Genomic DNA, 25558 nt, shown 5'->3' on the forward strand with positions numbered 1-25558 from the left:
ATTCAGCTCAACGAACGAGCCCCTCATGTCTGTCTTCGCTTCACCGATCGCCCTCGACAGGTACCTCGTCGCCGGTTCCGCGGGATTCCCGGTCCAGGTGCTCCACGGGGACGACTCCTGGTCCGAACTGGCGCGGATCGCGGCCGAGCCGGCCCCCGACGCCTTCGTGATCGTGACGGAGCGCACGCTGCCCCGGGCGCACATCGCCCGTGTCCTGCACCACCTCGGCACGGCCGCCCCCACCTGCGTGCGGTGGCTGACCGGCCAGGACGTCCCCGACGGCACGGCCCTCACACCCGGCTCGGTGATTGTCGCCCTGGGCGGCACCCGCGTCATCGACGCCGCCGGCCGACTGGCCGCCCGTACCGGGGGCCGCCCCCGTCTGGTGTATCTGCCGACCACCCTGCGGGCGATGTCGGACTCGGCGCTCTCCCTCGTCGGCCCCGCCGGCCCCCGCCCCGCGCCGGTCCTCGTCCGCGTCCAGCTGGACTTCCTGACGACGCTCACCCCCGACGCCGTCCGCTCCGGACTGAGCGCGCTCGTCCGGAACGTCCTTGCCGTCAGCCCCGCCTTCCACGACCGGGTGGCCGACCGGCTGCGCCCCGACGCCCGGTACGACCTGGAGACCCTGGCGTCGTTCATCGCCCTGTCCCTGGAAGTGCGGGCCACGCTCATGATCTACGACCCGCTGGAGCGGGGTCCCGCCATGGCCTTCCACTACGGGCGCACCGTGGCGGACGCGCTGCGGGGGCTCGGCGCCGACGCGCCCCGGTACGGCGAGGCCACTGCCCTCGGCATGCTCGTCGCCGCCCGCGTGGCCAGGCTCTCGGGGCTGCTGGACGAGGAGGGCGAGCGGGCGCACCGGGAGCTGGTGGCCCGGTGGGGCGTCCCCATGGAGCTGCCCGCCATGGTCACCGCCGACGACGTCCTGGGGGTGCTGCGCCGCACCGCCTCACCGGGCCGTCCGGCGCTGGTGCTCCTCGACCGGCTGGGGGAGCCGCACATCGAGAGCGGTCACCTGGCCACCGAGATCGGCGAGGACCTCCTGCGCGCGGGGCTCGACGCGATCGCCGGCCGGGGTGCGGGAACGTCGCGTACGACCGGAGCCGCCGAGGCAACCGGGACCGCCACCGAGGGCTCCCCGGCCCGCCGGGACCTGGCGACGGCCGCCGGTCCCGGTCGCCCGTGACGGGATGTGGGACCGCGGCGCGACCCTCCTCTCATGTGGCCGGGACATCGGGACACCCAGTGTGGATCAGGAAAGTCATCCCGATTCGGTGCCCCCGCGGCACCCCACCCGAGGAGACGGTCGTGCCGACCACACAGACATCCCGTGACCAGTGCCTCACCGACCTCTTCCAGGAGGCGGTGGAGGCGCACCCCCACCGGACGGCGGTTGTCGACGAGGAGGAGCGCCTGACCTATCGCGAGCTCGCGGAGCGAAGCACGGACCTCGCGGCATACCTGCGACATCTCGGTGTCGCCCCCGACGACCGGGTCGGGATATTCGTCGAGCCGTCGATCGAACTGATGGCGGGCGCCTGGGGAATCCTGCTCGCCGGAGGCGCCTATCTGCCGCTGTCACCGGAGTATCCCGAGGCACGGCTGCGGTACATGATCGAAGACGCCCGGGTCGAGGTCATCGTCGCCCAGGAGAAGCTCACACCCGGGCTGGCGGAGCTGGCGCCCAAGGGCACGACGATCGTCACCCTGCCGGACGTGCTGGAGTTCGCGGGATCCCCCGCGGCCGGGGCCGCGCGCCGCGCCCTCGGCACCGGCCCGCGCCCGCACGACCTGGCGTACGTCATCTACACCTCGGGCAGCACGGGGAAGCCGAAGGGGGTGATGATCGAACACCGTGCCATCGTCAACCAGATGCGGTGGATGAAGGCCGTCTGCAATCTGGACCGGGACGCGGTCGTCCTGCAGAAGACGCCGATGAGTTTCGACGCGGCGCAGTGGGAGATCCTGGCGCCGAGCTGCGGCAGCGAGGTCGTCATGGGCCGCCCGGGTGTGTACCGGGACCCCGAGGGGCTGATCGAGGCCATCGGCACGCACCGGGTGACGACACTCCAATGCGTACCGACGCTGCTCCAGGCACTGCTGGACACCGACGGGTTCGCGCGGCTCACCTCGCTCACCCAGATCTTCAGCGGTGGCGAGGCCCTGTCCAAGAACCTCGCCCGGCAGTGCCTCGAGACGTTCCCGAAGTGCGATCTGGTCAATCTGTACGGGCCGACCGAATGCACCATCAACACCTCGGCCTTCACCGTCGACCGCGATTGTGTCGACGGCGGCTCGCACATGATCCCGATCGGCACCCCCGTGCACCACACCCACTACCGCATCCTCGACGCCCACCGGGCCCCGGTGGCCGCGGGGGAGACCGGTGAGCTGTACATCGGCGGAGCCCAGCTCGCGCGCGGTTATCTGCACCGGCCGGAGCTGACCGCTCAGAGGTTCATCGACGACCCGTTCCGCACCGACGAGCCCGGAGCCAGGCTGTACCGGACCGGGGACCTGGCGTACCGCAACGCCGACGGCACGGTCCAGTTCGCGGGCCGGGCGGACAACCAGGTGAAGCTGCGGGGGTTCAGGGTCGAGCTGGACGAGATCAGATTGGCGATCGAGAACCACGACTGGGTCAAGAACGCCGCCGTCGTCGTCAAGGACGACCCCCGCACCGGATTCCAGAATCTGATCGCCTGCATCGAGCTCAGCCCGAAGGAAGCGGCGCTCATGGACCAGGGGCGGCACGGCGCCCACCACCAGTCGAAGGCGAGCAGACTGCAGGTGAAGGCCCAGCTGGCGAACGGCGGCTGCCGGGACGCGGCGGACCTGCGGGGCAGGACGGCGGTCGACCTGCCCGGTGCGGTACCGACGCCCGAGCAGCGGCGGAAGGTGTTCGCCCGCAAGACCTACCGGTTCTTCGAGGGCGGCGACGTCGAGAAGGCCGACATCCTGCGGCTTCTGGGCGGTGGCGGCACGGCCGCGGCCCCCCGGGACCCAGCCGGCCTGACCCTCGCCGAATGGGGCGAGATCCTGCGGTGGTTCGGCCAGTACCTGAGCGCGGAGCGGCTGCTGCCGAAGTACGGCTACGCGTCCCCCGGTTCGCTGTACGCCACCCAGCTGTACCTCGAGCTGAACGGGGTGGGCGGCGTGCGGCCTGGCTGTTACTACTACCACCCCGTGCACCACCGGCTGGTGCTGATGCGCGAAACGGACGGTACGGGAACGGCGCGGGTGCAGCTCCACTTCGTGGGGAGGAAGTCGGCGATCGAACCGGTCTACAAGAACAACATCGAAGAGGTCCTCGAAATCGAGACCGGCCACATGATCGGCCTGTTCGAGGAGGTCCTCCCCGCGTACGGGCTGGACGTCAGGGCCCTGGGCCGTATCCCCGCCGTGAAGGACGGTCTCGACTGCGCGGATGAGGACTACGCTCTGGGCACGTTCGAGGTCGTCCCGTACGGCGCGACGCGGGCGGACGAGGATTCCCTGGAGATCTACGTCCAGACCCATCCCGGCAAGGTGGCCGACATGCCGACGGGGCTGTACCGGTACCGGGACGGCGACCTGGAGCGGATCTCGGACGAGATCGTCCAGAAGAAGCACGTCATCGCCATCAACCAGCGGGTCCATGAGCGGTCGGCCCTCGGCATCACCGTGGTCAACAGGGACCGCCGGGGCTGGCGCGGCTACATCGATCTCGGCAGGAAGCTCCAGCGTCTGCAGATGAACGACATCGGCCTCGGGTTCATGTCCTCGGGGTACAGCTCCAGGAGCGGCGACGATCTGCCGTCGGCGCGGCGCATGGAGGCCATCCTGACGGATCTCGGGCTGGACACGGGGGCGTCCTACTTCTTCGTCGGCGGCCGGGTGAGCGAGGAGCAGACGCGCAGCGAAGGCATGAAGGAGGACCTCGTCCATATGAAGGGTCCGGCCGAGCTCATCAAGGACGATCTGATCAATTTCCTTCCCGACTACATGCTGCCGAACAGGGTCGTCGTCATGGACCGGCTGCCGCTCACCGCCAACGGGAAGATCGACGTCAAGGCGTTGGCCGCGTCGGAGAAGGTGAACGCGGAGGCCGCGACACGCCCCTTCGTCGCGCCGCGGACGAAGACCGAGGAGCGGATCAGCCGTATCTGGCGGAAGGTCATGAAGCGGGACGCGGTCTCCGTACGGGACGACTTCTTCGAGTCCGGAGGCAATTCGCTGATGGCGGTCGCGCTCATCAACACACTCAACAAGGAATGCGCGAGCGCGCTGCCGTTGCAGATCCTGTTCGAACACCCGACCGTCGAGGAGCTCGCCCGGCGGGTCGACGGTGCTTCCTCCGTGTCCTCGGCGGCCACCTCACGTCTGGTGCGGCTGTGGGGCGAGGGCAACAAGCCCCCCGTCCACTGCTGGCCCGGTCTCGGCGGCTACGCGATGAACCTGCGACCGCTGGCCGCGGCCGTGGACATCGACCGGCCCTTCTACGGGGTCCAGTCGCACGGAATCAACGAGGGCGAGACCCCGTACCCCACCATCAAGGAGATGGCGGCGGCGGACGTCACGGCCGTCAAGCGGATCCAGCCGGAGGGTCCGTACACGCTGTGGGGCTACTCCTTCGGCGCGCGGGTCGCCTTCGAGACCGCCTACCGGCTCGAACAGGCCGGTGACCGGGTGGAGAACCTCTTCCTGATAGCGCCGGGGTCACCGAAGTTCCGCGCGGAGTACGAGTCCGCGCACGGCGGTGAGCCCACGTACCGCAACAAGGCGTTCGTGGCGATCCTCTTCTCGGTCTTCGCGGGCCGCGCCACCGGCCCGGCACTCGAGGACTGCCTGCGGGCCACCGAGGACGAGGAGAGCTTCCTCTCCTTCATCGGCGCCCGGTTCGCGGACCTCGACCAGGCACTGATCAAGCGGATCGTCGAGGTCGTGCGCCGTACCTATGAATTCAAGTACAGCTTCGACGAGTTGACCGAGCGGAGGATCGACGCCCCGGTGACGGTCTTCAGGGCCGCCGGAGACGACTACTCCTTCATCGAGAACACCAGCGGGTACGCGTCGGCCGCCCCGCGGTTCGTCGACCTGGCAGCCGACCACTACGGGCTCCTCAGGGACCCGGGGGTGAACGAGCTGGTGCGGGCGATACGGCGCAGGCTGGGAGCCGACGGGGGGGGGTGACAGCCGACGCAGTGTGACGGCGCGGCCGTACGAGTGCGAGACGATCGTGACGCAGCAGAAAAGGACATAGGCGTTCAAAACAAGCTGATAGCGTCGATTCGTGAGTGAACAAGACAGGTCTGTGCCCCGCGTCCTGATCGTCGATGATCATCCACTCTTCCGCGCGGGGCTCAAGGTCGCCCTGGAGATCGCCGGCGGGGCCGTCGTCGTCGCCGAGGCCGAGACCGTCGGCGAAGTACCGGACGCCGTGGCCCGGCACCGTCCCGACGTCGTCGTCATGGACCTCTCCCTGCCGGACGCCTCCGGTATCGAAGCCACACGTCAGCTCGCCGAACTCCACCCCGGACTTCCCGTCCTGATGCTCACCATGTCCGACGACGACGGCAGTCTGCTCGCAGCCCTCCAGGCGGGGGCCCGCGGCTATCTGGTGAAGGGCGCGGGCGCCGATGAGGTCCAGCACGCGGTGCGCACCGTCGCCGCGGGCGGTGCCGTATTCGGCTCGGACATCGCCGGCCACCTCACCGAACTGCTCTCCGGCAGCCGGCGCCGCGACGCGGAAATGCTCTTCCCCGCCCTCACCTCCCGTGAGTCCGAGGTGCTCGAACTGATCGCCCGGGGCCTCGACAACCGGCACATCGCCCGCGAGCTGGTGCTCTCGGAGAAGACCGTGCGCAACCACGTCACGCACGTCTTCGAGAAACTCCAGGTCACCTCCCGTGCCGAAGCCGTCGCCAGGGCCAGGGACGTGGGGCTGGGCGACGAGGACTGACTCCCCGCCTGCCGCGGCCGGGGCCGGAACGGGACAGGAGCACCGTGCGCCGGGGACCACCCGCACACGAGGATCGAAGACCGGTGCCACACGCGGCGAGGAGGGCCACGATGCCCACGGACCACACGACGCGGAAGCAACCGAGCTCGGGCCCCGGCATGCTGCCCGCCTACGCGGTGAGCGTGCTCACCATGGTGTCCGGGATCGTATGGGTCGTCGTGACACTGACCCACCTCGGCCATCCCCGGCTCCAGGACGTCCGCACCGGCTACGCCTCCGTCAACGTGTTCGTCGCGCTCGGACTGGCCCTGAACGGCATGGCCTTCGTCGCCCGCCGCTCCGGCCGGGCGGTGGGCCGGCTCCTGCTCGTCTCCGGCTGCGTCCTGGCCCTGGGGCAGGCGATCTCCGTCGTGGACGTCCTGGCCCACGTCGACTCGGTGACCTACACCGCCGTGATCGTCGTCCAGGTGATCGCGCTCTCCACCTTCGGCCTCGTCGTCTACGGCATGCCGCTCTGGCTGCCCGACGGACGCCTGCCCCGGCGATGGGGCATGCCGTGTGTGGTGCTCGTCAGCGTCTGGAGCGTCCTCCAGCAGTACTACGAATTCGCCCTGCCCGGTTCGACCTGGTACAACCGGCCCACCCCGCTGGACCACGGCGGCTGGGCGCGCGTCGAGGGGTGGCTCACCCCCTGGATGGACACCGCCGACGCCTGGGTCCCCTCCCTGATGCTCGCCGCGGGCCTGGTCGTCATGGCGGTCCGCTGGCGCCGCACCCCCAAGGGCCGGCGCACCTACTGGATCCTCGTCGTGCCGTACCTCCTGTGGGTCGCCGCGGGCTACCTCCACCTCCACGCCGACATCGCCTACGAGTTCAAACTCGCCGCCTTCTACGTCCCGGCCGTCCTGTGGCCCGTGGCCCTCGGCTATGTCCACGTCCGGGACCGCACCTGGGCCCTCGACCGGGCCGCCCGCCGCGTGCTGACGGCCCTCCTGCTGACCTTCGTGATGTTCCTGGTCTACGCCGCGGGCGGCGCCTTCCTCTCCTACCTCTCACCGGGATCCCTGACCGCCGAGGCACAGCTGCTGGCCCTGCTCGCCCTGATCGTGGGCGCCCTGCTGCGCCCCACCGTCCGTTGGGCCACCCGCGTGGCCGAGCACTACTACTACGGCGAACGCGCCCAGCCGTATCAAGCGGTCCGCGAGCTGGCCGACCGGCTGGGCACGGCGCCCCACCCCGACGACGCGCCCCGGCTGCTGTGCGACACCGTGGTCCACACCCTGAAGCTGCCCGGCGCCCGGCTCGTGGTCGTCACCCGGGGCGGCCCGCGCGAACTGGCGGGACTCGGCGAGACCGGCCCCGGGAGCGAGGCCTTCCACCTCGTCTACCAAGGCGACGACATCGGGTATCTGCTCGTTCCGCCCCGCCCCGGGGAGCTCGTCCTCGACCACCAGGACCGTGAAGCCGTACAGATCCTCGCCGACCAAGGCGCCCCGGCGATCGCCTCCTTGCGGCTGTACAAGGACCTCCAGACCAGCCGCGAGAAAATCGTCATGGCGCGCGAAGAGGAACGCAGACGGCTGCGGCACGACCTGCACGACGGCCTCGGCCCGGCACTCTCCGGACTCCGGCTGCAGGTCGACGCCGTCCACTCGGCCATAAAGACCGACCTGCGGGCCTCGGAGCCGCTGCGGGCCGTATCGACGGGCATCGGGCGGGCGATCGACGAACTGCGGCACATCACCGACGGCCTGGCGCCCGCCGCCCTGGACGGCGCGGACCTGCCCCGGGCCCTGCGGCAACTGGGCGAGCACCTCGCCGGACGGCGGCTGCGCATCACCGTGGTCCTCGAACCCGACCCCTTCCCCAAGCTCCCGGCCGCCGTGGAGGTCGCGGTCTACCGCATCGCCGCCGAGGCCCTCAACAACGTCGTACGGCACTCCCGGGCCGACCACGCCCACGCCTCGGTGGGGGTGACGTCGGAGGCCGTCACCATGGAGATCCGCGACGACGGCGTCGGGATCCCCGAGCACGAGCCCGAGCGCGGCCCGGGCGTCGGACTGCGGTCGATGGCGGAGCGCTCCGAGGAGCTCGGCGGCCGGTTCACGCTGACGAGCACAGCCGACGGCACCGTCGTACGGGCCGTGTTCCCCTGCGGCCCCGTCGGCCGACGCGCCGGGACCGGGACCTGACTGCACGCGTTGGCTTCACCTTTTCCGTCATGAAGACGCTCGGCGTCCTCGCCGCGCTCGCGGCCCTGTGCGCGGTGCCGTGGGCCAGGCACCGAAGAGGCTCCGCCGAGGACCGCCGCTTCCCCGGTCCGAAGTCCTAACGGCGGGGCCCCGGACGCGCCGAGGCCCGGGCCACCGATGTGTCGGTCGGCCCGGGCCTCGGCTGCGCCGCTGTCAGCCGGTCGTCGCCTGGTACAAACCACGTCCGGGACGGTGTGCCTGGCCCGCCTTCACCAGCCGTTCGAGTGAGGTGCGGACGGCGTTGATGCTGCCATTGGTGTCATCGCGGCCGAGCGCCAGGTTGACTTCACGGGCCTTGACCGGGGCGCCGGCCTTGGCCAGATGCGCCACGACGTCCTTGGTCAAGCCACTGGCCCGCTTCTTCGGCTGCTCCGCCTGCGCCGCCTGCGCGGCCTTCCCCGCACCGGCCGGGACCTCCTTCGGCGCGGTGGCCTTGGCCTCCTTCTTCACCACGGCGGTCTTCTTCGCCGGCTGCTTCTTCGCGGCGACGGTCTTCTTCGCCGCGCGCGGGCGGGGGACCTTGCCCTCGGCGGCGGACGCCGCGCGCTTGCGCCCGGCGGTCGCCTTGCCCGCGGCCGGCTTCGTCTCGCCGGTGGCCTTCTTCCCACGCGTGGCCTGCGGCTTCTCCTCCGTGGCCTGCCGCGGCGGGGCGACGGGCGCGGGAGCCTGTGCGGCTTCGGAGCCCTGCTCCCCGACGGAATCGGCGGAACCGGAGGGCACTGCCGGCACCGCCGTCGCCGCCCGCGCCAGCGGGGCGGGTGCCAGTGCCTCGAGACTGCGCAGGGCCAGCCGGACCGACTCCAGCCGCTCGGTGACCACTGCCAGGTCCGTCTCCAGGGTCTGCTGGTGCTTCTCCAGTTGGGGAAGCTCTGTTCGCAACAACTCGAGGGTCGTCTCGATGCCGTCGTGCGTACCGAATGTGGCTGCCACGTATTCGTCCTCTCTCTGCCGGACCACTGCGGGTGCCTTCGTGTGTCCGCTGCGCGGAAGCCTAAGGGGCCGCTGTTGGCTGTTAGCTTCCCCATAAATCTCGCAAGAACGCATGTGACTTCACAGAAGAGGGGCGGTGCGCATCACGAAGCTGACGGCCGACGGCCCCCTGCGGGTCCTTCCCGGAAGAGCGTTGACGCGTCGGCGGGCGGTCAACACAGGTCGCAGGCGAGGGAAGGCGATGCGGTGCCGACCGCGGTCGGACGATGCCTGTATGACGAACGAGCTTGGTGTGTAGGAATATTGACGAAGCGTCAGGTGGAGCGCGGAGCGCCGCGTCCGGCACCCCGCACGACCGCGCCGCCCTGCGGGGTTGTACCGTGGGCATCCGGGCGGGGCCCTGGCCTCGTACAGCCGTTCTCCCGGGGAGCTGCCGATGAGCGACGACAACGGTCCCAAGGTATGTACCGCCAGTGGCACGGTGCGCGGGCGATGGGCGGAGGATCTCGCGGTCTTCCGCGGCATTCCCTTCGCACAGCCACCGATCGGCGCCCTGCGCTTCGCCGCACCGCGGCCGCCGCGCCCCTGGGACGGGGTGCGGGAAGCCGCCGAGTTCGGCCCGCCGCCGCCCCAGTCCGGCCCGGCCCGACCGCCCGGGAGTGCGACCGGCGCGGACTGGCTCACCGTCAACGTATGGTCACCGGACCCGGGCGCGGCCCGGCTGCCGGTGCTGGTGTGGTTCCAGGGCGGTGCCTATCTCTCCGGCACCGCCGGCGATCCGCTGTACGACGCGGCGCTGCTCGCCCGTACGGGGCTGGTCATCGTGACGTTCAACTACCGGGTGGGCGCGGAAGGCTTCGCCCAGCTCTCCGGAGCCCCGGCCAACCGTGGTCTGCTCGACCAGATCGCGGCCCTGCGCTGGGTGCGGGAGAACATCGCCGGCTTCGGGGGCGACCCCGGCCGGGTCACCGTCTGCGGGCAGTCGGCCGGGGCCGGGTCGATCGCGACACTGCTGGCCATGCCGTCGGCCGCGGGTCTCTTCGGGCGGGCGATCGCGCAGAGCGTCCCGTGGCTCTACTGCACCCCCGCCCTCGCGGAGGACATCGCGGCGGCGCTGGCCGCCCGGCTCGGTATGCCGCCCACCGCGGCCGCGCTCTCGGCCGTCGACCCGCAGCGGCTGGCCGACGAGGTCGACGTGCTCATGAGCGAACTCCCCTCGCACGCCGGACGGTGGGGCCGCGTCGCGAGTGTGGGTGCGCCGTTCGCACCGGTGGTGGACGGCGAGGCGCTGCCGGACGTGCCCTGGCGGGCGCTCGCGGACGGCCGTGCGAACGATGTCGCCCTGCTGACCGGCCACACCCGTGACGAGTTCCGGCTCTTCCTGGTCACGAGCGGACGCTCCGGGAAGATCACCGAGGAGGACGCGGCGACCGCCCTGCGGACCCTCCGCCCCGGGTCCGACGCGGAGCGCGCGTACCGCAGCGCCTTTCCGGACGCCGGCGCGGAGGAGCTGTTCGAGCTGGTGTACTCGGACATGCTCTTCCGGATGCCCTCGCTGCATCTGGCCGAGGCGCACGCGGCCGCGGGCGGCACATCGCATCTGTACGAACTGTGCTGGCCCTCACCGGCGATGGGCGGTGCCCTCGGCGCGAGCCACGCCGTCGACGTCCCGTTGCTGTTCGGCACCTTCGACAGCCCGGCGGGCCGGCTACTGATCGGCGAGGGAGGACCATCCGCCGAGGCGCTCGCTCTCGCGGAGGAGATCCGGGGTGCGTGGGCGGCGTTCGCCCGGCACGGCGACCCCGGGTGGCCGCGCCACACAGCGAACCGGCGGTCGACCCGGCTGCTCGACGCGGAGGTGCGCACGGCGCCCTACCCGCAGGAGCGGTCCCGGCGCATCTGGGAGGGCCACCCCTTCGACCCCTTCGACCTGACGTAGGTCTTCCAGGTCTTCGGCCCGGCAGCCGGCCGGGTCGTCTCCGACCCGGCGGCGACCTACCGGATCACTGGTGGCCGGCCCCTGCCGGGGTGGGGTTCGTCGCGCACGGCACGTTCGTGAGCCCGGTCGGGAATATCCCGTCCTTCGTGCTCTGGCCTGCCGCGAACTCGTAGTAGAGGTACGAGTAGAAGCCGATCGCCTTGTTGGCGCCACAGGTCGAGTCGGCGGCGACCTGGTACGTCAGCTTGACGGTGCGGGTGGCGCCGGGCGCGATCGGCACGGTGTAGTTCAGCGGCCGGGTGGCGTCACACGGCTTGCCCTCCTCGGTGCAGGAGGTGAACGCGTACTTCAGCCCGCCCTTGGTGGTGTCGTACGTCGGGTGGATCGTCTGGTAGACGAACTGCACATCGGTGGTCTGGACGTTGGTGAACGTCATGGTCAGCGTGACCGACGAACCCGGCGTCGCCGATTGCTTGTCGGCGGTGACGGTCAGGGCCGGGGGCTCGGCGGCGGTGGCCGACTGGCTCAGGCCGGCAAGGCCGATGACCAGGGCAAGTGTCGCGGAAAGGCTGAGTCGGCTCAGCACGGATCTGCTCATGGCCGGTGAGCGTAAGAAGGAACGCACCGTCCGTCTGTACCCACCGATCAGGACCGGCCAACCCCACGAGGGGGGATATGGCTTCCGGGGCTGGTGGAACGGATGGTGCGCCGCTGAGGGCCGTACACGAGTTGGCTTGACATGTGCCGGTCGCATGTTCAGGATCCGGCGACCGACGGTGTCACACCTTGCCTTCCGACGGGGTGGCGGCTACGGCCCCGCCCATGCCCCGCGGGGCGTCCCGCCGATCCGGACGCCGGTGGAGCCCCGTCGGCAGGGACGGCCGAAGGGGCGCTGGTCCGGCTGCCGCGCAGCCCCGTCGGACCCGTGGGAGGCCGATCGGGGCCCTGCCGGACAGGTCGCTGCGAGGAGCCCACCGCAGAAGCCTGCCCGCAGGTCAGACCGGGTAGGCGGCCGATTCCAGCAGCCGTGGGGCGGCCGCCTCGTCCGCCGCCTGCCGGGGGCCCTGCTCACTCTCGTTCTCCACCGCGCCGCGCAGCTGCGGATCGGCGATGAGGCTCGTCGGGTAGAGCATCCGGCCGACCGCGTGCGGCTGGGCATACACGGCGATCAGCTGTCGCACCGTCGCGGCGTCCGCCGTCGGGGTCATGAACGGACGGCCGACGTCCAAGTGGTCCTCGCCCTGATCGAGGTCGGGGTCGGACAGGGTGGACCACATGTCCTCGGCGGCGCTGACGAGCTGGTCGAGTTCGTCGCGGACGCCGCGCCACGCGCCGTCCCGCAGAGCCTGCTCGAGGCGGGAGACGACGTCGAGGACGCTGGCGTAGTCCTCGGCCAACTGGTCTTCCACGGCGGTGGGTTCGAGGGTCTTGGCGGCTAGCTCGGTGGTGTACACGGCACCTCCACGCAAGGGGAACGGTCGGAGCGGGGCCCGTCCCGAAGGGCCCCGCCCGGGCATCGTCGCGCGTCGGGTGGGTGAGGGCTGCCGTTCGCCGTCACCGGGCAGCGATATATCACTCGCTCGGGCGAACATACGCTGCCGTGACGATCCCGCCCGGCCGAGGCGCGGGCCGCGGTGCGGTCCCCGGCCCGGTCACGGCACCGGGCGGGCGGCGGGCCGGGGGAGCCCGTCCCAGAAGTCGCACTGGTGGGCCAAGGCGAAGTCACGGCGCGGCGTGATGGCGTCGGGGGCGAGCGAAAGCGGCAGGTAGGAGGTGGCGGTGGTGGCCGGCCAGGGCGGTGCCGCCCCGCCGCCCGGGTCGCCGGTGGCGGCGAAACGGCTCCAGTACGACGTCATCGCCCGGGAGAGACGGCGCTGGGCCGGGTCGAGCTCCACACCGCCCCGGCGGTAGGTGAAGAGGTAGGGAACCTCGGCACCGTGGTAGGCCCCCAGCGGGAAGTCCGGGTTCAGCGTGTAGAGGTTGGGGGCGGTGCGGTCGGCGAACTCGTAGGCATACGTACGCCCCGGTGTCGCGGCGGCGAACCAGCGGGCGGTCGTCCGGGTCGGGCACGCGAAGACGGCGTCGCGGAAGACCGCCGCGAAGGCGAGCCGGTGGTCACCGCCGTACGCCGGGGCCGGATAGCGCGCGGCGACACGGACGGCGTCGACACCGAAGAGGGCGGCGAGCAGAACGGGGTAGGAGACGGCGTTCAGCTCGGTGCCCTCCGACTCCAGGACCGCCGAGGTGATCGTGCCCTCGTCGAGGGTGTCACCGATCAGCACCGGCACCCCGGCGTGGTCACCCGCCGCGATGGCATCGGCCGGCGCGGTGGGAAGCACCGGGGTGCCGGAGACCGGGGACCACGCGGTGGGACTGCCCGCGTCCGGAGCGGCGAGGATGTCGGTGACGGACTTCCCGCGCAGGCACGCCGGAACCGATGCGGCCGCTCCCGGGCAGCCGGCCCCCGCCGCGAAGGTCCGCCCGGCGGACTCGGCGGCCGTGGCGTCACGGATGCGCAGCGCGCACGGGGCGCTCTGGACGACGGCCCGCGCGAACAGCCCGCGTGAGGGTGGGGACACCAGATGGGCGCACACGCTCAAGCCCCCGGCGGACTGGCCCGCCACCGTGACCCTCGCCCGGTCGCCGCCGAACGCGGCGGCGTTCTCCCCGGCCCAGCGCAGCGCCGCCCCCTGGTCCAGGAGCCCGTAGTTCCCCGAGCCGGCCGCCGGGGACTCGGCGGTCAGCGCGGTGTGCGCGAGGTAGCCGAAGGGGCCCAGCCGGTAGTTCGCGGTGACCACGACCATGTCCCCGGCCCGCGCGAGCTCGGCGGCCTCGTAGGACGCCGCCGATCCGGAGATGAACGAACCCCCGTGGAACCACACCAGGACCGGCTTGCCCGTACCGCCCGCGGGCGGGGTGAACACCTGCAGATGGAGGCAGTCCTCGTTCGTCGTGCCGGCGTCGCCCAGCAGCGCTCGGGGCCGTCGGGCGCAGCCCTCGGTGTAGCGGGTCGCGTCCCGTACCTCCGCCCAGGGCGCGGGCGGGGCCGGAGGCCGCCACCGCAGCCGCCCGACCGGCGGGGCCGCGAAGGGAATGCCGAGGAACGACCGGCCCCGGACGGTGACCGTGCCGCGCACCGGACCGTTCGTGGTGGTCACGACGGCGGGGTCGCCGGCCCCGGTGCGGGCCGCCGACGGGGCGGCGTGGCCGGGGCCCACCAGTCCGACGAGTCCCACCAGCCCGAGGAGCCCGGCGAGGAACGGGACGAGGAGTGCTGTTCCGGCGGGCTTTCGGGTTCCTTGGGCGGACATGCCTGGGTCATACCACTTCGTTCGGAGAAGGGAAACGCGGGTCATGTGGCCTTCCGCGGCCCCGGTGGGCTCGCGCAACCTGGGGTGTCGTCCTGATGGGTGCCCTGGGAGGCAGGGGCACTGGTGTGGTGTCAGGATCCGAAAATATGGACCGCATATCACCCTCGCCCGCGCACCAGGGGACGCCACGCCGCCGCCCCTCGCGGCTGGTCACCGTGCTGCTTCTGATAGTGGCGGGAGCCATCTGCTCCACGATCGACCTGCGTACCCTCGCATCCGAGGACGGCGGGCCCGGGGGACTGGCGGCCAACGCCGGCGGGCTGCTGACCCCCCAACAGCGGATCGTCGCCGCGGCGAAGTGGGGGCTGGACCGGCCACCGCTCGCCGCGCCGCCCCGGCCCGCGGTCAAGCCGGTACTTCAGACCCCGAGCGGGATGTTCCGGGGGCCGGGCCTGATCCCCGCGATCACCCGGGTGCCCACCACCGACAAGGTCGTCTTCCTGACGATCGACGACGGTACGGAGAAGGACCCGCAGTTCGCGTCGATGGCGAGCGAACTCGGGGTGCCGTTCAGTGCCTTTGTCACCGACTCCGCCATCCGTGGCGACTACGCCTACTTCCGTGATCTGCACGCGCGCGGGCACGCCATCCACAACCACACGCTCACCCACCCGCTGCTGACCCGGCTGGATCCCGAGGAGCAGTACGCGGAGATCTGCGGACAGCAGGACGTCGTCCAGAGCGAGTTCGGCACCCGCCCGGCCCTCTTCCGACCGCCGTTCGGCGAATTCGACCGTGACACGCTGGAGATCGCCCGCGAATGCGGGGTCCGCGTCGCTCCCCTGTGGAGCGAGGAGGCGTTTCCGAACCGGCTGGAGTACCGCAGGGGGGACGCCAAGCTGCACCCCGGAGACATCATCCTGACCCACTTCAACGGACCCCGGCAGTGGGGCGGGACCATGACGGACATGCTCCGGCTGGTCCTGCGCGAGGTCACCGAGCAGGGCATGGCGCTGGCCCGGCTGGAGGACTACGTCTGACCGGGCGGGTCGGGGCGCTCTCTTCGTCCGTGTGAATGGCCGAGATGCGCGCACCCCTCAGGAGACCGTTCCCGGTCGCGGACGGGCCCACGGCATTATCCACTCGCGGGAAATGCCGAGGTCAATGCCGGAATCCAGAATCTAAACATCGTGATCACCCGTCATGCGGGCGGCATGGCCTATAGCGAGTGGTGCCGGCGCTGGGATTTTTGCTAGTCCACTGTGGGGCGCTGGACGGATAGAAAGTGGTGTGCAAGCATCCCGCCATGATCTACAAATGGCTCATATGCCATGCATGGATATCGCGGGCAGCGGCCCGTGATCGCCCTCCTGGTGCCTGACGCGGCCGCGACCGTTCGCGTCCTCGCGGCCAAGGGGCCGTTCAGCGCGGGGACAAACCCATGGCCATTGACAACCAGTGTTTCAGGAGAGTACGTGACCCTTGTGAAAACCGTTGTGAATTTGCCGGCCGACTTATCCTTCAACATTCTCGGACCGCTGTCGGTTTCGTCGACCGAGGGCCCCCTCCCGCTGGGACCGGCCCGGCAACGCGCCGTGCTGTCGGCGCTGTTGCTGGCTCCCGGGCAGGTGGTGGGAACGGATCGGCTCACCGAGGCCATATGGCCGGCGGGCCCCCCGGGCAACGCGGTCGCCAGTCTCCACAGCTATGTCTCCCACCTCCGCCGTCAACTGGAGCCGGGCTGCCCGCCCTGGGGGCGGAACCGGATCCTGCGGCGGGAGCCGCAGGGGTATCTGCTCGCCGTCGAGGCGGAGCGGGTGGACGCCCGCCGCTTCGAGTGCCTGCTGCGCGAAGGACGGCAGCTTCTGCGCGAGGGCCGCTACCCGGAGGCGAGCCGGATCCTCAGGGCGTCCCTGGACCTGTGGCGCGGTGCGCCCTACGCCGACCTCGGTGACTACGAGCCCGCCGTGTGCGAGGCGGCGCGTTTGGAGGAACTGCGCCTCGCGACGCTGGAGGCCCTGTGGGAAGCCGAGTTGGCCTGGGGGCAGGACTACGTCACCGCCGTCGCCGAGCTGGCCGCACTCAGCGCGAAGTTTCCCACCCGCGAACGGTTGGGGTGGCTGCTGATGGTCGCCCTGTGCGAGGTGGACCGGCAGGCGGAGGCGGTGGCGGTGTACAACCGCATCCGCAGGACCGTGGCCCAGGAACTGGGAGTGGACCCCGGCCGGGAGCTCAGGGCGTTGTTCGCCCGGATCCTGCGTGACGAGTCCGTCGGGCAGGCCTGTCTGCAACGCTGACGGCGCCCGTCGGGAACCGCCGCCCCGTCGCGTCGCCGGTCGTCCGGCCCGCGGGCACCGGATGCGCCCTCAGTGGATCCGCCGGTCGTGGCCGGCCCAGTAGGGCTCCCTGAGCCGGCCCTTCTGGACCTTGCCGTTGCTGGTGCGGGGCAGGGTCTCGCGGAAGTCCACCGAGGTGGGCGCCTTGTACCGGGCCAGCCGCTGTTTGCAGTAGGAGATGATCTCCTCCTCGGTGGCACGGACTCCGGCGGCGGGCACGACCAGCGCCTTGACGGTCTCGCCCCACCGCTCGTCCGGCACCCCGATGACGGCCACCTCGGCGACCGCGGGATGGCCCAGGAGACAGTCCTCCACTTCCACCGAGGACACGCTCTCCCCGCCCGTGACGATGACGTCCTTCACCCGGTCGGACAGCACCAGGTGCCCCTCGCCGTCGAAGGACCCCACATCGCCGGTGCGGAACCAGCCGTCCTCCACCGCGGCCGCGTCGGCCTGCTCGTCCCGCCAGTAGCTGTCCAGCACCATGTTCGAGCGGGCCAGCACCTCGCCCCGCTCCCCGGTCCGCAGCCGCACACCGAGGGCGGGCGCGCCCGCCCTCGTCAGCCCCCCGGAGCCGGGGGCGTCCGGCAGACGCCGGTTGAAGGTGAGCAGCGTCGTCTCGGTCAGGCCGTAGACCTGGAGGAACTCCCAGCCCAGTTCGTTCTCCACCTGGGAGACCAGCCGCTCGCTGACGGGGGCGCCCGCGCAGACCACGCGCATCCGCCCGCGCCCGGGGATCTCCCCGGGCCAGTCCCGTGCCGCCTGGATCACCGAGTCCCACACGGCGGGAGCGCCGAACGCGAGGGTCACCCCGTGCTCCTCGACCCGGCGCAGGATCTCCGCCCCGTCGATCCGGCGCAGCAGCACCTGCTTCGCGCCCAGCCCGGCGAGGAGGAAGGGCACGCCCCAGCCGTTGCAGTGGAAGGTGGGAAGGGTGTGGAGATAGACGTCCCCCTCCCATATCCGGGCGTGGACGCCGAAGGTCATCGCGTTGAGCCAGATGCTGCGGTGGGTCAGCGCGACGCCCTTGGGGCGGGCGGAGGTGCCCGAGGTGTAGTTGATGGTCGCGACCGCGTTCTCGTCCGGTCGTGACCAGGGGCGGGGGGCGACGTCGAACCGCATGACCTCCGTTTCGGTCTGCTCCCCGAGGACGAACCGCTTCGGCACGTCGACCGAGCCCAGCACCGCCTCGACGTCGGGATCGACGAACACGACCGAGGCGTCGCACTGGCGCAGGATGTAGGAGATCTCCTCGGGGGTGAGCCGGTAGTTCACCGGCACGCAGATCCGGCCGCTCGCCGGGACCGCGTAGAGCAACTCCAGCAGCCGGGCCGAGTTGGCGGTGACGACGGCGACCCGCTCGCCCTCGCCGATCCCCAGGGCGTCCAGGCCGGCCTGCCAGGCCCGCACGCGCCGCGACGTCTCGCCGTACGTGGCGGTGGGCAGCACGGCGGCCGGCTGGTGCGGCTCGTCGACCAGAGAGGTGCGGTCGGCGGCGGTCGCCTCGGCGCGGTCGAGGAAGTCGGCCAGGGTGAGCGGAACGAACATCAGGTGTCCTCCGACGGAAGTACCGGGAGAGAGGGCGAGTCGACGGGGCGAGGTGCGCCCCCTGCGCGGCGGACGCTCCGGTCGTCCGAGGCCGCGTCATCGCGTCGGTCGCCCATATTGGCACTCCCGGTCCTCATCCAGAAAGCCTCGATCTGCCGCAGCCAAGTTGTGTTCAAGAAACCATCAAGAGCGGTCGGCGACGATGCGACGGCACTGCGGGGTGCCCACCCATCCAGCCACCCGTCCGGCCACTCACGCACCACTGACCGGACGGGCCCCGGACGTACCGGGGGCGGCTGGTTCCCCATGGGGCCCGCGGTGGTTCACGGGCGACGAGGTCGGGAGAGATGATGCGAGACGAGGAGCCGGGCTCGGTGACCACCTGGGCCGCCCGAGGATGGGCCGAGGAGGACAGCATCGGCAGCGCCACCCTGCGCGGGCTGGTGCGCGCCTGGCCGCGACGGGCGGCGGTGACGAACAAGGCGGAGGTCCTGGAGGAGCCGGCTCCCTACGACCCGCTGGTGCCGGACTACCCACTGGAGATCGTGCCGTTCGCCGAGCACCCCCTCTTCCTCGCCGCCGAACCGCAACAGCGGCAGCGGGTGCTGACGGGCCTGTGGATCGGCTACAACGAGCGCGTCATCGCCACCGAGCAACTCGTCGCCGAGCCCGCCTTCGACGTCGTCATGCACGGGGTGTTCCCCGGAAGCGACGCCCCCCTGATACGCAAGAGCATGCAGCAGTCCCTCGTGGACGAAAGCTTCCACACCTACATGCACATGCTCGCCATCGACCGCACCCGGGAACTGCGCCGGGTGCGCGAACGGCCGGCCCAGCTCGAACTCGTCACCTACCGACGGCTGCGCCGCACCCTGGCGGAGATGCCGGAGAAGTGGGAGCGGGACATCGCCGTCCTGGTCTGGGGCGCGGTGGCCGAGACCTGCATCAACGCCCTGCTGGCCCTGCTCGCCCGGGACGTCACGATCCAGCCCATGCACTCCTTGATCACCACCTTGCACCTGCGGGACGAGACGGCGCACGGCTCGATCGTCATCGAGGTCGTCCGGGAGCTGTACGCCCGGATGAACGCCGAGCAGCGCCGCACCCTCGTCCGGTGTCTGCCGCTGGCCCTGGAGGCGTTCGCCGAGCAGGACCTCGCCACACTGCGGCTGGAACTCACCGCCGCGGGGATTCGCGGCGCGGACGAGATCGTGGCGGACCTGCGGGCGACGACCGGCGGAAAGCGCCTCGTCCGCGACTTCTCCGGCGCCCGGCGGATGGTCGAACAACTGGAGCTGGCCGACGAGGTCGACTTCGACTTCCCGGAGCGCCCCGAGTGGTCGCCCGGGGCGGTAACGCCGCGTTGACACCCACGCCCCCGGCCCCCGGTTCCCCACGGCACGGCGGTGGAGAACCGGCTTCGCGCCGCGCAGCAGCACACGTACACGGCCGCCTCACCCTGTCAGGAAGGAAGCGATGATGGAGCTGCACAAGGGAGGCGACCGGCCGCTTCACCAGCGGCTGGCGACCGCCGGCGAGGCGGAGCGACACCGTCTGCTGATGGACCTGATCCGCACCCACGTCTCCACCGCCGCGAACGGCACCGGCCCGGGGTCGCTCGACGCCCACCGGGCCTTCGGTGAGCAGGGGATCCGTGGACGCGCCGCCGCGGCGCTGCGGGAGCGGCTGTGCGAGGAGACGGGCATCACGCTCCCCGCCACCGTCGTCTTCGACTACCCGACCCCGCACGCGCTCGCCGGGCACATCAGCGGCCTGCTGGCCGGCGGGGGTGCCGCCCCCGAACCCGCCACCGGTCCGGGCGGTGCGGCCGTGGACGAGCCGATCGCGATCGTCGGCATGGGCTGCCGGCTGCCCGGCGGGGTGCGCTCACCGGACGACCTGTGGGAGCTCGTGCGCTCCGAGACGGACGCGATCTCCGAGTTCCCCGAGGACCGGGGCTGGGACGTCGAGTACCACCCGGACCCCGACCACCTGGGCACGACGGTCACCCGGCACGCCGGTTTCCTCTACGACGCGGCCGACTTCGACGCGGACTTCTTCGCGATCAGCCCGGGCGAGGCGGTGACGATCGACCCCCAGCACCGGCTGCTGCTGGAGACCGCGTGGGAGGCGATCGAAGGGGCCCGGCTCGACCCGACCACGCTGCGCGGCAGCCGGACCGGTGTGTTCGTCGGCCTCATGTACAGCGAGTACGGAGCCCGGATCCGGCAGGTACCGCCGAGCGCCGAGGGCTACCGCGTCGTGGGCAGCATGCCCAGCGTGGCCTCGGGCCGCCTCGCCTACACCTTCGGCTTCGAAGGCCCCGCGGTCACCGTCGACACCGCCTGTTCGTCCTCCCTCGTGGCGATCCACCTCGCGGCCGAGTCGCTGCGCAAGGGCGAGTGCACGCTCGCCCTGGCCGGCGGCGCCACCGTGATGTCCACGCCCTGGGGCTATGTCGAGTTCAGCCGACAGCGCGGTCTGGCACCGGACGGACGGGCCCGGTCGTTCTCGGCGGACGCCGCCGGCAGCAGCTGGTCGGAGGGCGTGGGCGTGCTCGCGCTGGAGCGGCTGTCCGACGCGCGGCGCAACGGTCACCGCGTGCTCGCCGTGCTGCGCGGATCGGCGGTCAACCAGGACGGCGCGTCGAACGGTCTGACGGCACCGAACGGCCCGGCCCAGCAGCAGGTGATCCGTCAGGCGCTCGCCAACGCGGGCCTGTCCACGGCGGACGTGGACGTCGTGGACGCCCACGGCGCCGGCACCCGGCTGGGCGACCCCATCGAGGCCCAGGCACTGCTGGCCACCTACGGCCGGGACCGGCCGGCGGACCGGCCGCTGTGGCTGGGATCGCTGAAGTCCAACATCGGCCACACCCAGGCCGCGGCCGGCGTCTCGGGTGTCATCAAGATGGTGATGGCGCTCCGGCACGGGACGCTGCCGCGCAGCCTGCACATCAGCGAGCCGACCCCCATGGTGGACTGGTCCTCCGGCGCGGTGCGGCTGCTGACCGAGGCCAGGCCCTGGCCGGAGACCGACCGGCCGCGCCGGGCGGGCGTCTCCTCGTTCGGGGTGGGCGGGACGAACTCCCACTTCATCCTGGAGCAGGCGGAGCCGGAGGCCGAACCGTCGCCCGAGTCCCTCCCCACGGCCGACGAGGACGGCGACGTCCGTCCCCTGCCGTGGCTGGTCTCGGGGCGCGGAGCGGCGGGCCTGCGGGCCCAGGCCCGGCGGATCCACGAGTTCCTGGAGGCGCACCCCGAGACATCCGACGCCGACGTCGCGTACTCCTTGGCGACCACGCGGGCGGCGCTGCCGGACCGGGCCGTCGTGGTCGCCGGGGACCGGGCCGAGGCCATGGCGCGCCTGGCCGGCCTCGCCGACGGCGAGCCCGGCGACGCCGACCACCACGTGGCGTCGGGCTCCGCCACGACCCGTGACCGCCTCGCCTTCGTGTTCCCGGGGCAGGGGTCCCAGTGGCCGGGCATGGCGGCCGAACTCATGTGCACCTCACGGGTGTTCCGGGAGTCGATCGAAGCCTGCGCCGACAGCCTCGCCCCGCACACCGACTGGTCACTGACGAAGGCCCTGCAGGGCAAGTCCGGCGCCCCGTCCCTGGACCGCGTCGACGTCGTCCAACCGGCGCTGTTCGCCGTGATGGTCTCCCTCGCCGCGCTGTGGCGGTCCTTCGGGGTGGAGCCCTCCGCGGTCATCGGGCACTCGCAGGGCGAGATGGCGGCCGCCCACGTCGCCGGAGCGCTCTCCCTGGACGACGCGGCCCGCATCGTGGCCGTGCGCAGCCGCGCCATCCGGGTGCTGTCGGGGCGGGGCGGCATGGTCTCGGTCGCCGCCCCCGTCGACCAGGTGCTCCGCAGCATCGAGCCGTGGGGCGGCGCCGTGTCGGTCGCGGCGGTCAACGGACCGCGGTCCGTCGTCATCTCCGGCGACCCCGTGGCGCTGGAGGAGGCCATGGCGGCGTTCACCGCCGACGGTGTGCGCACCCGGCGGATACCGGTGGACTACGCCTCGCACTCGGCGCAGGTCGAGGAGATCCGCGAAACCCTGCTGGCGGAGCTCGCCGGAATCCGGCCGCGGCAGGCGAGCGTGCCGTTCTACTCGACGGTGTCCGGCGAGCCCATCGACACCACGGTCCTGGGCGCCGAGTACTGGGTGACCAACCTCCGCGAGACCGTCCAGTTCGACCGCACCGTCCGCCGGCTGCTCGCCGACGGCCACACCGGCTTCGCCGAGATGAGCCCGCACCCCGTGCTCACCGTCGGCATCCAGGAGACCGCCGACGACGTGGACGCCGACGGCGTCCTGACCCTCGAATCGCTGCGGCGCAACGAGGGCGGCATGGCACGGCTGCTGACCGCGGTCGGCGAGGCCCACGTCCACGGGATCACCGTCGACTGGTCACCGGCGTTCGACCACACCGCCCCCCGCCCGGTGGACCTGCCGACCTACGCCTTCCAACGGCGCCGCTACTGGCTGGAGGACGCGGCCCCGCCGCAGGCGGACATGGCCGCGGCCGGCCTGGACGGCGTCGACCACCCCCTGCTGGGCGCCGCCGTCCCGCTGGCGGACGGAACCGGCGGGATGCTGTTCACCGGAAGCCTGTCCGCGCGGTCCCACCCCTGGCTCGCCGACCACGGCGTCGCCGACGTCCTCGTCGTGCCCGGCACGGCACTCGTGGAAATGGCGCTGCACGCCGGCGGACTGACGGGCTGCGAGGTGCTCGAGGAGCTGGTCCTCCAGGCTCCGCTGATCCTGCCGGAACAGGACACGGTCCGGGTCCAGCTGATGCTCGGCGGACCGGACGAGTCCGGACGGCGCAGCGTCACCCTGCACTCCCGGGCGAGCGACGCCCCCGCCGACGAGCCGTGGACCCGGCACGCCGACGGCACCCTGGCGCGCGGTGACCACCCCACCGGCGACCTCCCGCAATCCTGGCCGCCCACCGGCGCCGAGGAAGTCGAACTCGACGACTGCTACCGCCAACTGGCCAAGACCGGACTGCACTACGGTGGCGCCTTCCAGGGACTCAAGCGCTGCTGGCGTCTCGACGAGGACATCTACGTGGAGGTCGAGCTCCCGGAGAGCGGCGGCGACTCCACCCCCTACGGACTGCACCCCGCCCTGTTCGACGCCGCGCTGCACGCCGCCGCGTTCGTCGGACTGCCCGCCGTGGCCCCGGACGACGCCGTGACCCGGCTGCCGTTCTCCTGGAGCGGCGTCGCCCTGCACGCCACCGGCGCCGACCGGCTGCGGGCCCGGATCCGCTTCACCGGACCCGACGCGCTGTCCCTCACCGCCACGGACCCCACCGGACGCCCGGTGCTGTCCGTCGCGACCCTCGGGATGCGCCCGGTGACCGTCGAGGCTCTGCACCGGGCCGCGGCCTCCGCCGGCACCTCGCTGCTCCGCCTGGAGTGGCGGCCGGCGACGCGGCCCGAACCCCGCACCACCGACACGGCGCGCTGGGCCTGGATCGACACCGAAGCCGCCGACGCGGAGCGCGCCCTCGCCCCGCGGGGCATCCGGTACGAGCGGCACACCACGCTCGCGGCCCTGCGGGCGAGCCTCGACGCCGACGGTTGCGCGCCCGACGTCGTCCTCCTCGCACAGCCCGCGGCGGCCGGCGACACCGACCTGGCCACCGCGGCCCACCGGGCCGTCCACCGGGTACTGGCCGCCGTGCAGGACTGGCTGGCCGACGAGCGGCTGGCGGGCTCCCGCCTCGTGGTGCTCACGCGCGGCGCGGTCGCACCCACGCCCGGTTCCGTGCCCGACCCCGCCCTCGCCGCGGTCTGGGGGCTGGTGGCCTCGGCGCAGTCCGAGAACCCCGACCGCATCACCCTGGTGGACCTCGACGCCCTCGAGGCGTCCCTGCCCGCCCTCCCCCTGGCCATCGACAGCGGCGAGGCGCGGATCGCGGTGCGCGACGGCTCCTTCCTGACCCCCCATCTGGCGCGGGTCCCGACGGCGGCCGCCCAGGGCGCTCCGCTCTGGCGCGCCGACGGGACGGTGCTGGTGACCGGCGGCCTCGGGGTGCTGGGCCGCATGCTGGTCCGGCACGTGGTGGTCTCGCACGGCGTCCGGCACGTCGTGGCCGTCTCCCGCTCGGGGGCCTCCGGCGAGGGAGTGGCCGCCTTCGTGGACGAGCTGCGGGCCGAAGGCGCCGAGCTGCGGATCGTCACGGGAGACGCGGCGGACCGCGCGGTACTGGAAGGCGCGTTGGCGTCGATCCCGGCGGAGCACCCGCTGACGGCCGTGGTGCACATGGCCGGCGTCCTGGACGACGGTGTGCTGGGATCGCTGACACCCGAGCGCGTCGACCGTGTGCTGCGCCCGAAGGTGGACGCGGCCTGGCACCTGCACGAGCTCACGGCCGGATCCGAGGTGCCGCTCTTCGTCTTCTCGTCGGTGTCCAGTGTGCTGGGCAACGCCGGACAAGGCGGTTACGCGGCGGCGAACGCGTTCGTCGACGCGCTGGTGGAGCACCGCCGCGGCACGGGCGCACCGGGCGTGTCGATGGGCTGGGGACTGTGGGGAGCCAAGTCGGGGCTGACGGGAGGACTGGGCGAGACGGACCTGCGGCGGATCGCCCGGTCCGGTGTCCGGCCGCTCTCCGACGACCAGGGCCTCGCCCTCTTCGACCTCGCCCGCGCCACCGACGCCCCCGTCGTCTTCCCCCTGCACCTGGACACCGCGGCCCTCGGCGGCGGCGACACCGAGAACATCCCGCCCCTGCTGCGCGGACTCGCCCGCACCCCGGTCCGGCGCGCCACCGTCCGCGCAGCGGAGGAGCCCGCCGGCGGCGACGACCTGGCCGCCCGGCTCGCCCGCCTTCCGGAGGCCGAACAGGACGCCCAGTTGCTGACGCTGGTCCGCGGCCACGTCGCGGCCGTCCTCGGATACGACGACCCGCGGACCGTCGGCGAGCGGCGCGCGTTCGTCGAGATCGGATTCGACTCCCTGCGCGCCCTGCAACTGCGCAACCGGCTCAACGGCGCCACGGGGCTGCGCCTGCCGGCCACGCTGGTCTTCGACCACCCCACCCCCGACGCGCTCCGCGGGTATCTGCGCACGCTGCTCCTGCCGGACGCGCCGTCGGCGCGGGCCGCCGAGGGCGGAGCCGCGGCGGACGCGGTCGCTCCGGACCCCGGCCCGGAGCAGAGCAGGGGCGAGGAGGCCATCGAGCAACTCCGCTCGGCGGCCTCCCTGGAGGAAGTCTTCGACTTCATCGACGACCAGCTCGGCGAGTAGCCGACCCCGCCCGCACCCGACAGGGAGGC

General features: G+C 72.2%; 14 protein-coding genes. 9 read left to right on the top strand and 5 right to left on the bottom strand.

Annotation, left to right across the window (positions count from 1 at the left end):
* Positions 1-25: 25 nt before the first annotated feature.
* The 4 genes from AB8O64_RS33835 (at position 26) to AB8O64_RS33850 (ending at position 8136) form a co-directional block, all read left to right on the top strand.
* Positions 26-1189: a hypothetical protein gene (locus AB8O64_RS33835; RefSeq protein ID WP_370423486.1), complete on the top strand. Its 1164-nt coding sequence runs from the start codon at positions 26-28 to the stop codon at positions 1187-1189.
* Positions 1190-1311: 122 nt separating this feature from the next.
* Entirely contained in the window at positions 1312-5175 is a 3864-nt protein-coding gene (locus tag AB8O64_RS33840) for an amino acid adenylation domain-containing protein (protein WP_370423487.1), read from the top strand.
* A 100-nt stretch (positions 5176-5275) separates the two neighbouring features.
* On the top strand, positions 5276-5944 hold the full coding sequence (locus AB8O64_RS33845; protein ID WP_370423488.1) for a response regulator: 669 nt from the start codon (positions 5276-5278) through the stop codon (positions 5942-5944).
* A 110-nt stretch (positions 5945-6054) separates the two neighbouring features.
* Complete coding sequence (locus AB8O64_RS33850; RefSeq protein ID WP_370423489.1) at positions 6055-8136, top strand: sensor histidine kinase; 2082 nt, start codon at positions 6055-6057, stop codon at positions 8134-8136.
* Between the two features lie 213 nt (positions 8137-8349).
* On the opposite strand, the gene AB8O64_RS33855 is transcribed toward AB8O64_RS33850, so the two are convergent.
* Positions 8350-9126: a hypothetical protein gene (locus AB8O64_RS33855; RefSeq protein ID WP_370423490.1), complete on the bottom strand. Its 777-nt coding sequence runs from the start codon at positions 9124-9126 to the stop codon at positions 8350-8352.
* Positions 9127-9562: 436 nt separating this feature from the next.
* Between AB8O64_RS33855 and AB8O64_RS33860 the strand changes: the two genes are divergently transcribed.
* On the top strand, positions 9563-11065 hold the full coding sequence (locus AB8O64_RS33860) for a carboxylesterase/lipase family protein (RefSeq protein WP_370423491.1): 1503 nt from the start codon (positions 9563-9565) through the stop codon (positions 11063-11065).
* Positions 11066-11129: 64 nt separating this feature from the next.
* On the opposite strand, the gene AB8O64_RS33865 is transcribed toward AB8O64_RS33860, so the two are convergent.
* The 3 genes from AB8O64_RS33865 to AB8O64_RS33875 form a co-directional block, all read right to left on the bottom strand.
* Positions 11130-11663, bottom strand: coding sequence for a hypothetical protein (locus AB8O64_RS33865; protein ID WP_356450703.1), 534 nt, complete (start codon positions 11661-11663; stop codon positions 11130-11132).
* A 397-nt stretch (positions 11664-12060) separates the two neighbouring features.
* On the bottom strand, positions 12061-12519 hold the full coding sequence (locus AB8O64_RS33870) for a hypothetical protein (RefSeq protein ID WP_361932321.1): 459 nt from the start codon (positions 12517-12519) through the stop codon (positions 12061-12063).
* Between the two features lie 198 nt (positions 12520-12717).
* Positions 12718-14376, bottom strand: coding sequence for a carboxylesterase/lipase family protein (locus AB8O64_RS33875; RefSeq protein ID WP_370423492.1), 1659 nt, complete (start codon positions 14374-14376; stop codon positions 12718-12720).
* Positions 14377-14522: 146 nt separating this feature from the next.
* Between AB8O64_RS33875 and AB8O64_RS33880 the strand changes: the two genes are divergently transcribed.
* Both AB8O64_RS33880 and AB8O64_RS33885 read left to right on the top strand, forming a co-directional pair.
* Positions 14523-15416 carry a polysaccharide deacetylase family protein gene (locus AB8O64_RS33880; RefSeq protein ID WP_370423493.1) on the top strand — a complete coding sequence of 298 codons (894 nt, stop codon included), beginning with the start codon at positions 14523-14525 and terminating at the stop codon, positions 15414-15416.
* Between the two features lie 462 nt (positions 15417-15878).
* Positions 15879-16673 carry a BTAD domain-containing putative transcriptional regulator gene (locus tag AB8O64_RS33885; RefSeq protein ID WP_356450696.1) on the top strand — a complete coding sequence of 265 codons (795 nt, stop codon included), beginning with the start codon at positions 15879-15881 and terminating at the stop codon, positions 16671-16673.
* Between the two features lie 69 nt (positions 16674-16742).
* Here AB8O64_RS33885 and AB8O64_RS33890 read toward each other — a convergent pair whose 3' ends face one another.
* Complete coding sequence (locus tag AB8O64_RS33890) at positions 16743-18260, bottom strand: AMP-binding protein (RefSeq protein ID WP_370423494.1); 1518 nt, start codon at positions 18258-18260, stop codon at positions 16743-16745.
* 347 nt (positions 18261-18607) lie between these two features.
* Here AB8O64_RS33890 and AB8O64_RS33895 point away from each other — a divergent pair, with 347 nt between their 5' ends.
* Both AB8O64_RS33895 and AB8O64_RS33900 read left to right on the top strand, forming a co-directional pair.
* Positions 18608-19627 carry a 4-aminobenzoate N-oxygenase gene (locus AB8O64_RS33895; RefSeq protein WP_370423495.1) on the top strand — a complete coding sequence of 340 codons (1020 nt, stop codon included), beginning with the start codon at positions 18608-18610 and terminating at the stop codon, positions 19625-19627.
* 112 nt (positions 19628-19739) lie between these two features.
* The gene (locus AB8O64_RS33900) at positions 19740-25529 is read left to right on the top strand and encodes a type I polyketide synthase (protein ID WP_370423496.1); all 5790 of its coding nucleotides are present in this window, start codon (positions 19740-19742) and stop codon (positions 25527-25529) included.
* Positions 25530-25558: the final 29 nt, after the last annotated feature.

Source organism: Streptomyces sp. QH1-20, assembly GCF_041283565.1.
In the GTDB taxonomy this organism is placed as follows: domain Bacteria; phylum Actinomycetota; class Actinomycetes; order Streptomycetales; family Streptomycetaceae; genus Streptomyces; species Streptomyces syringius.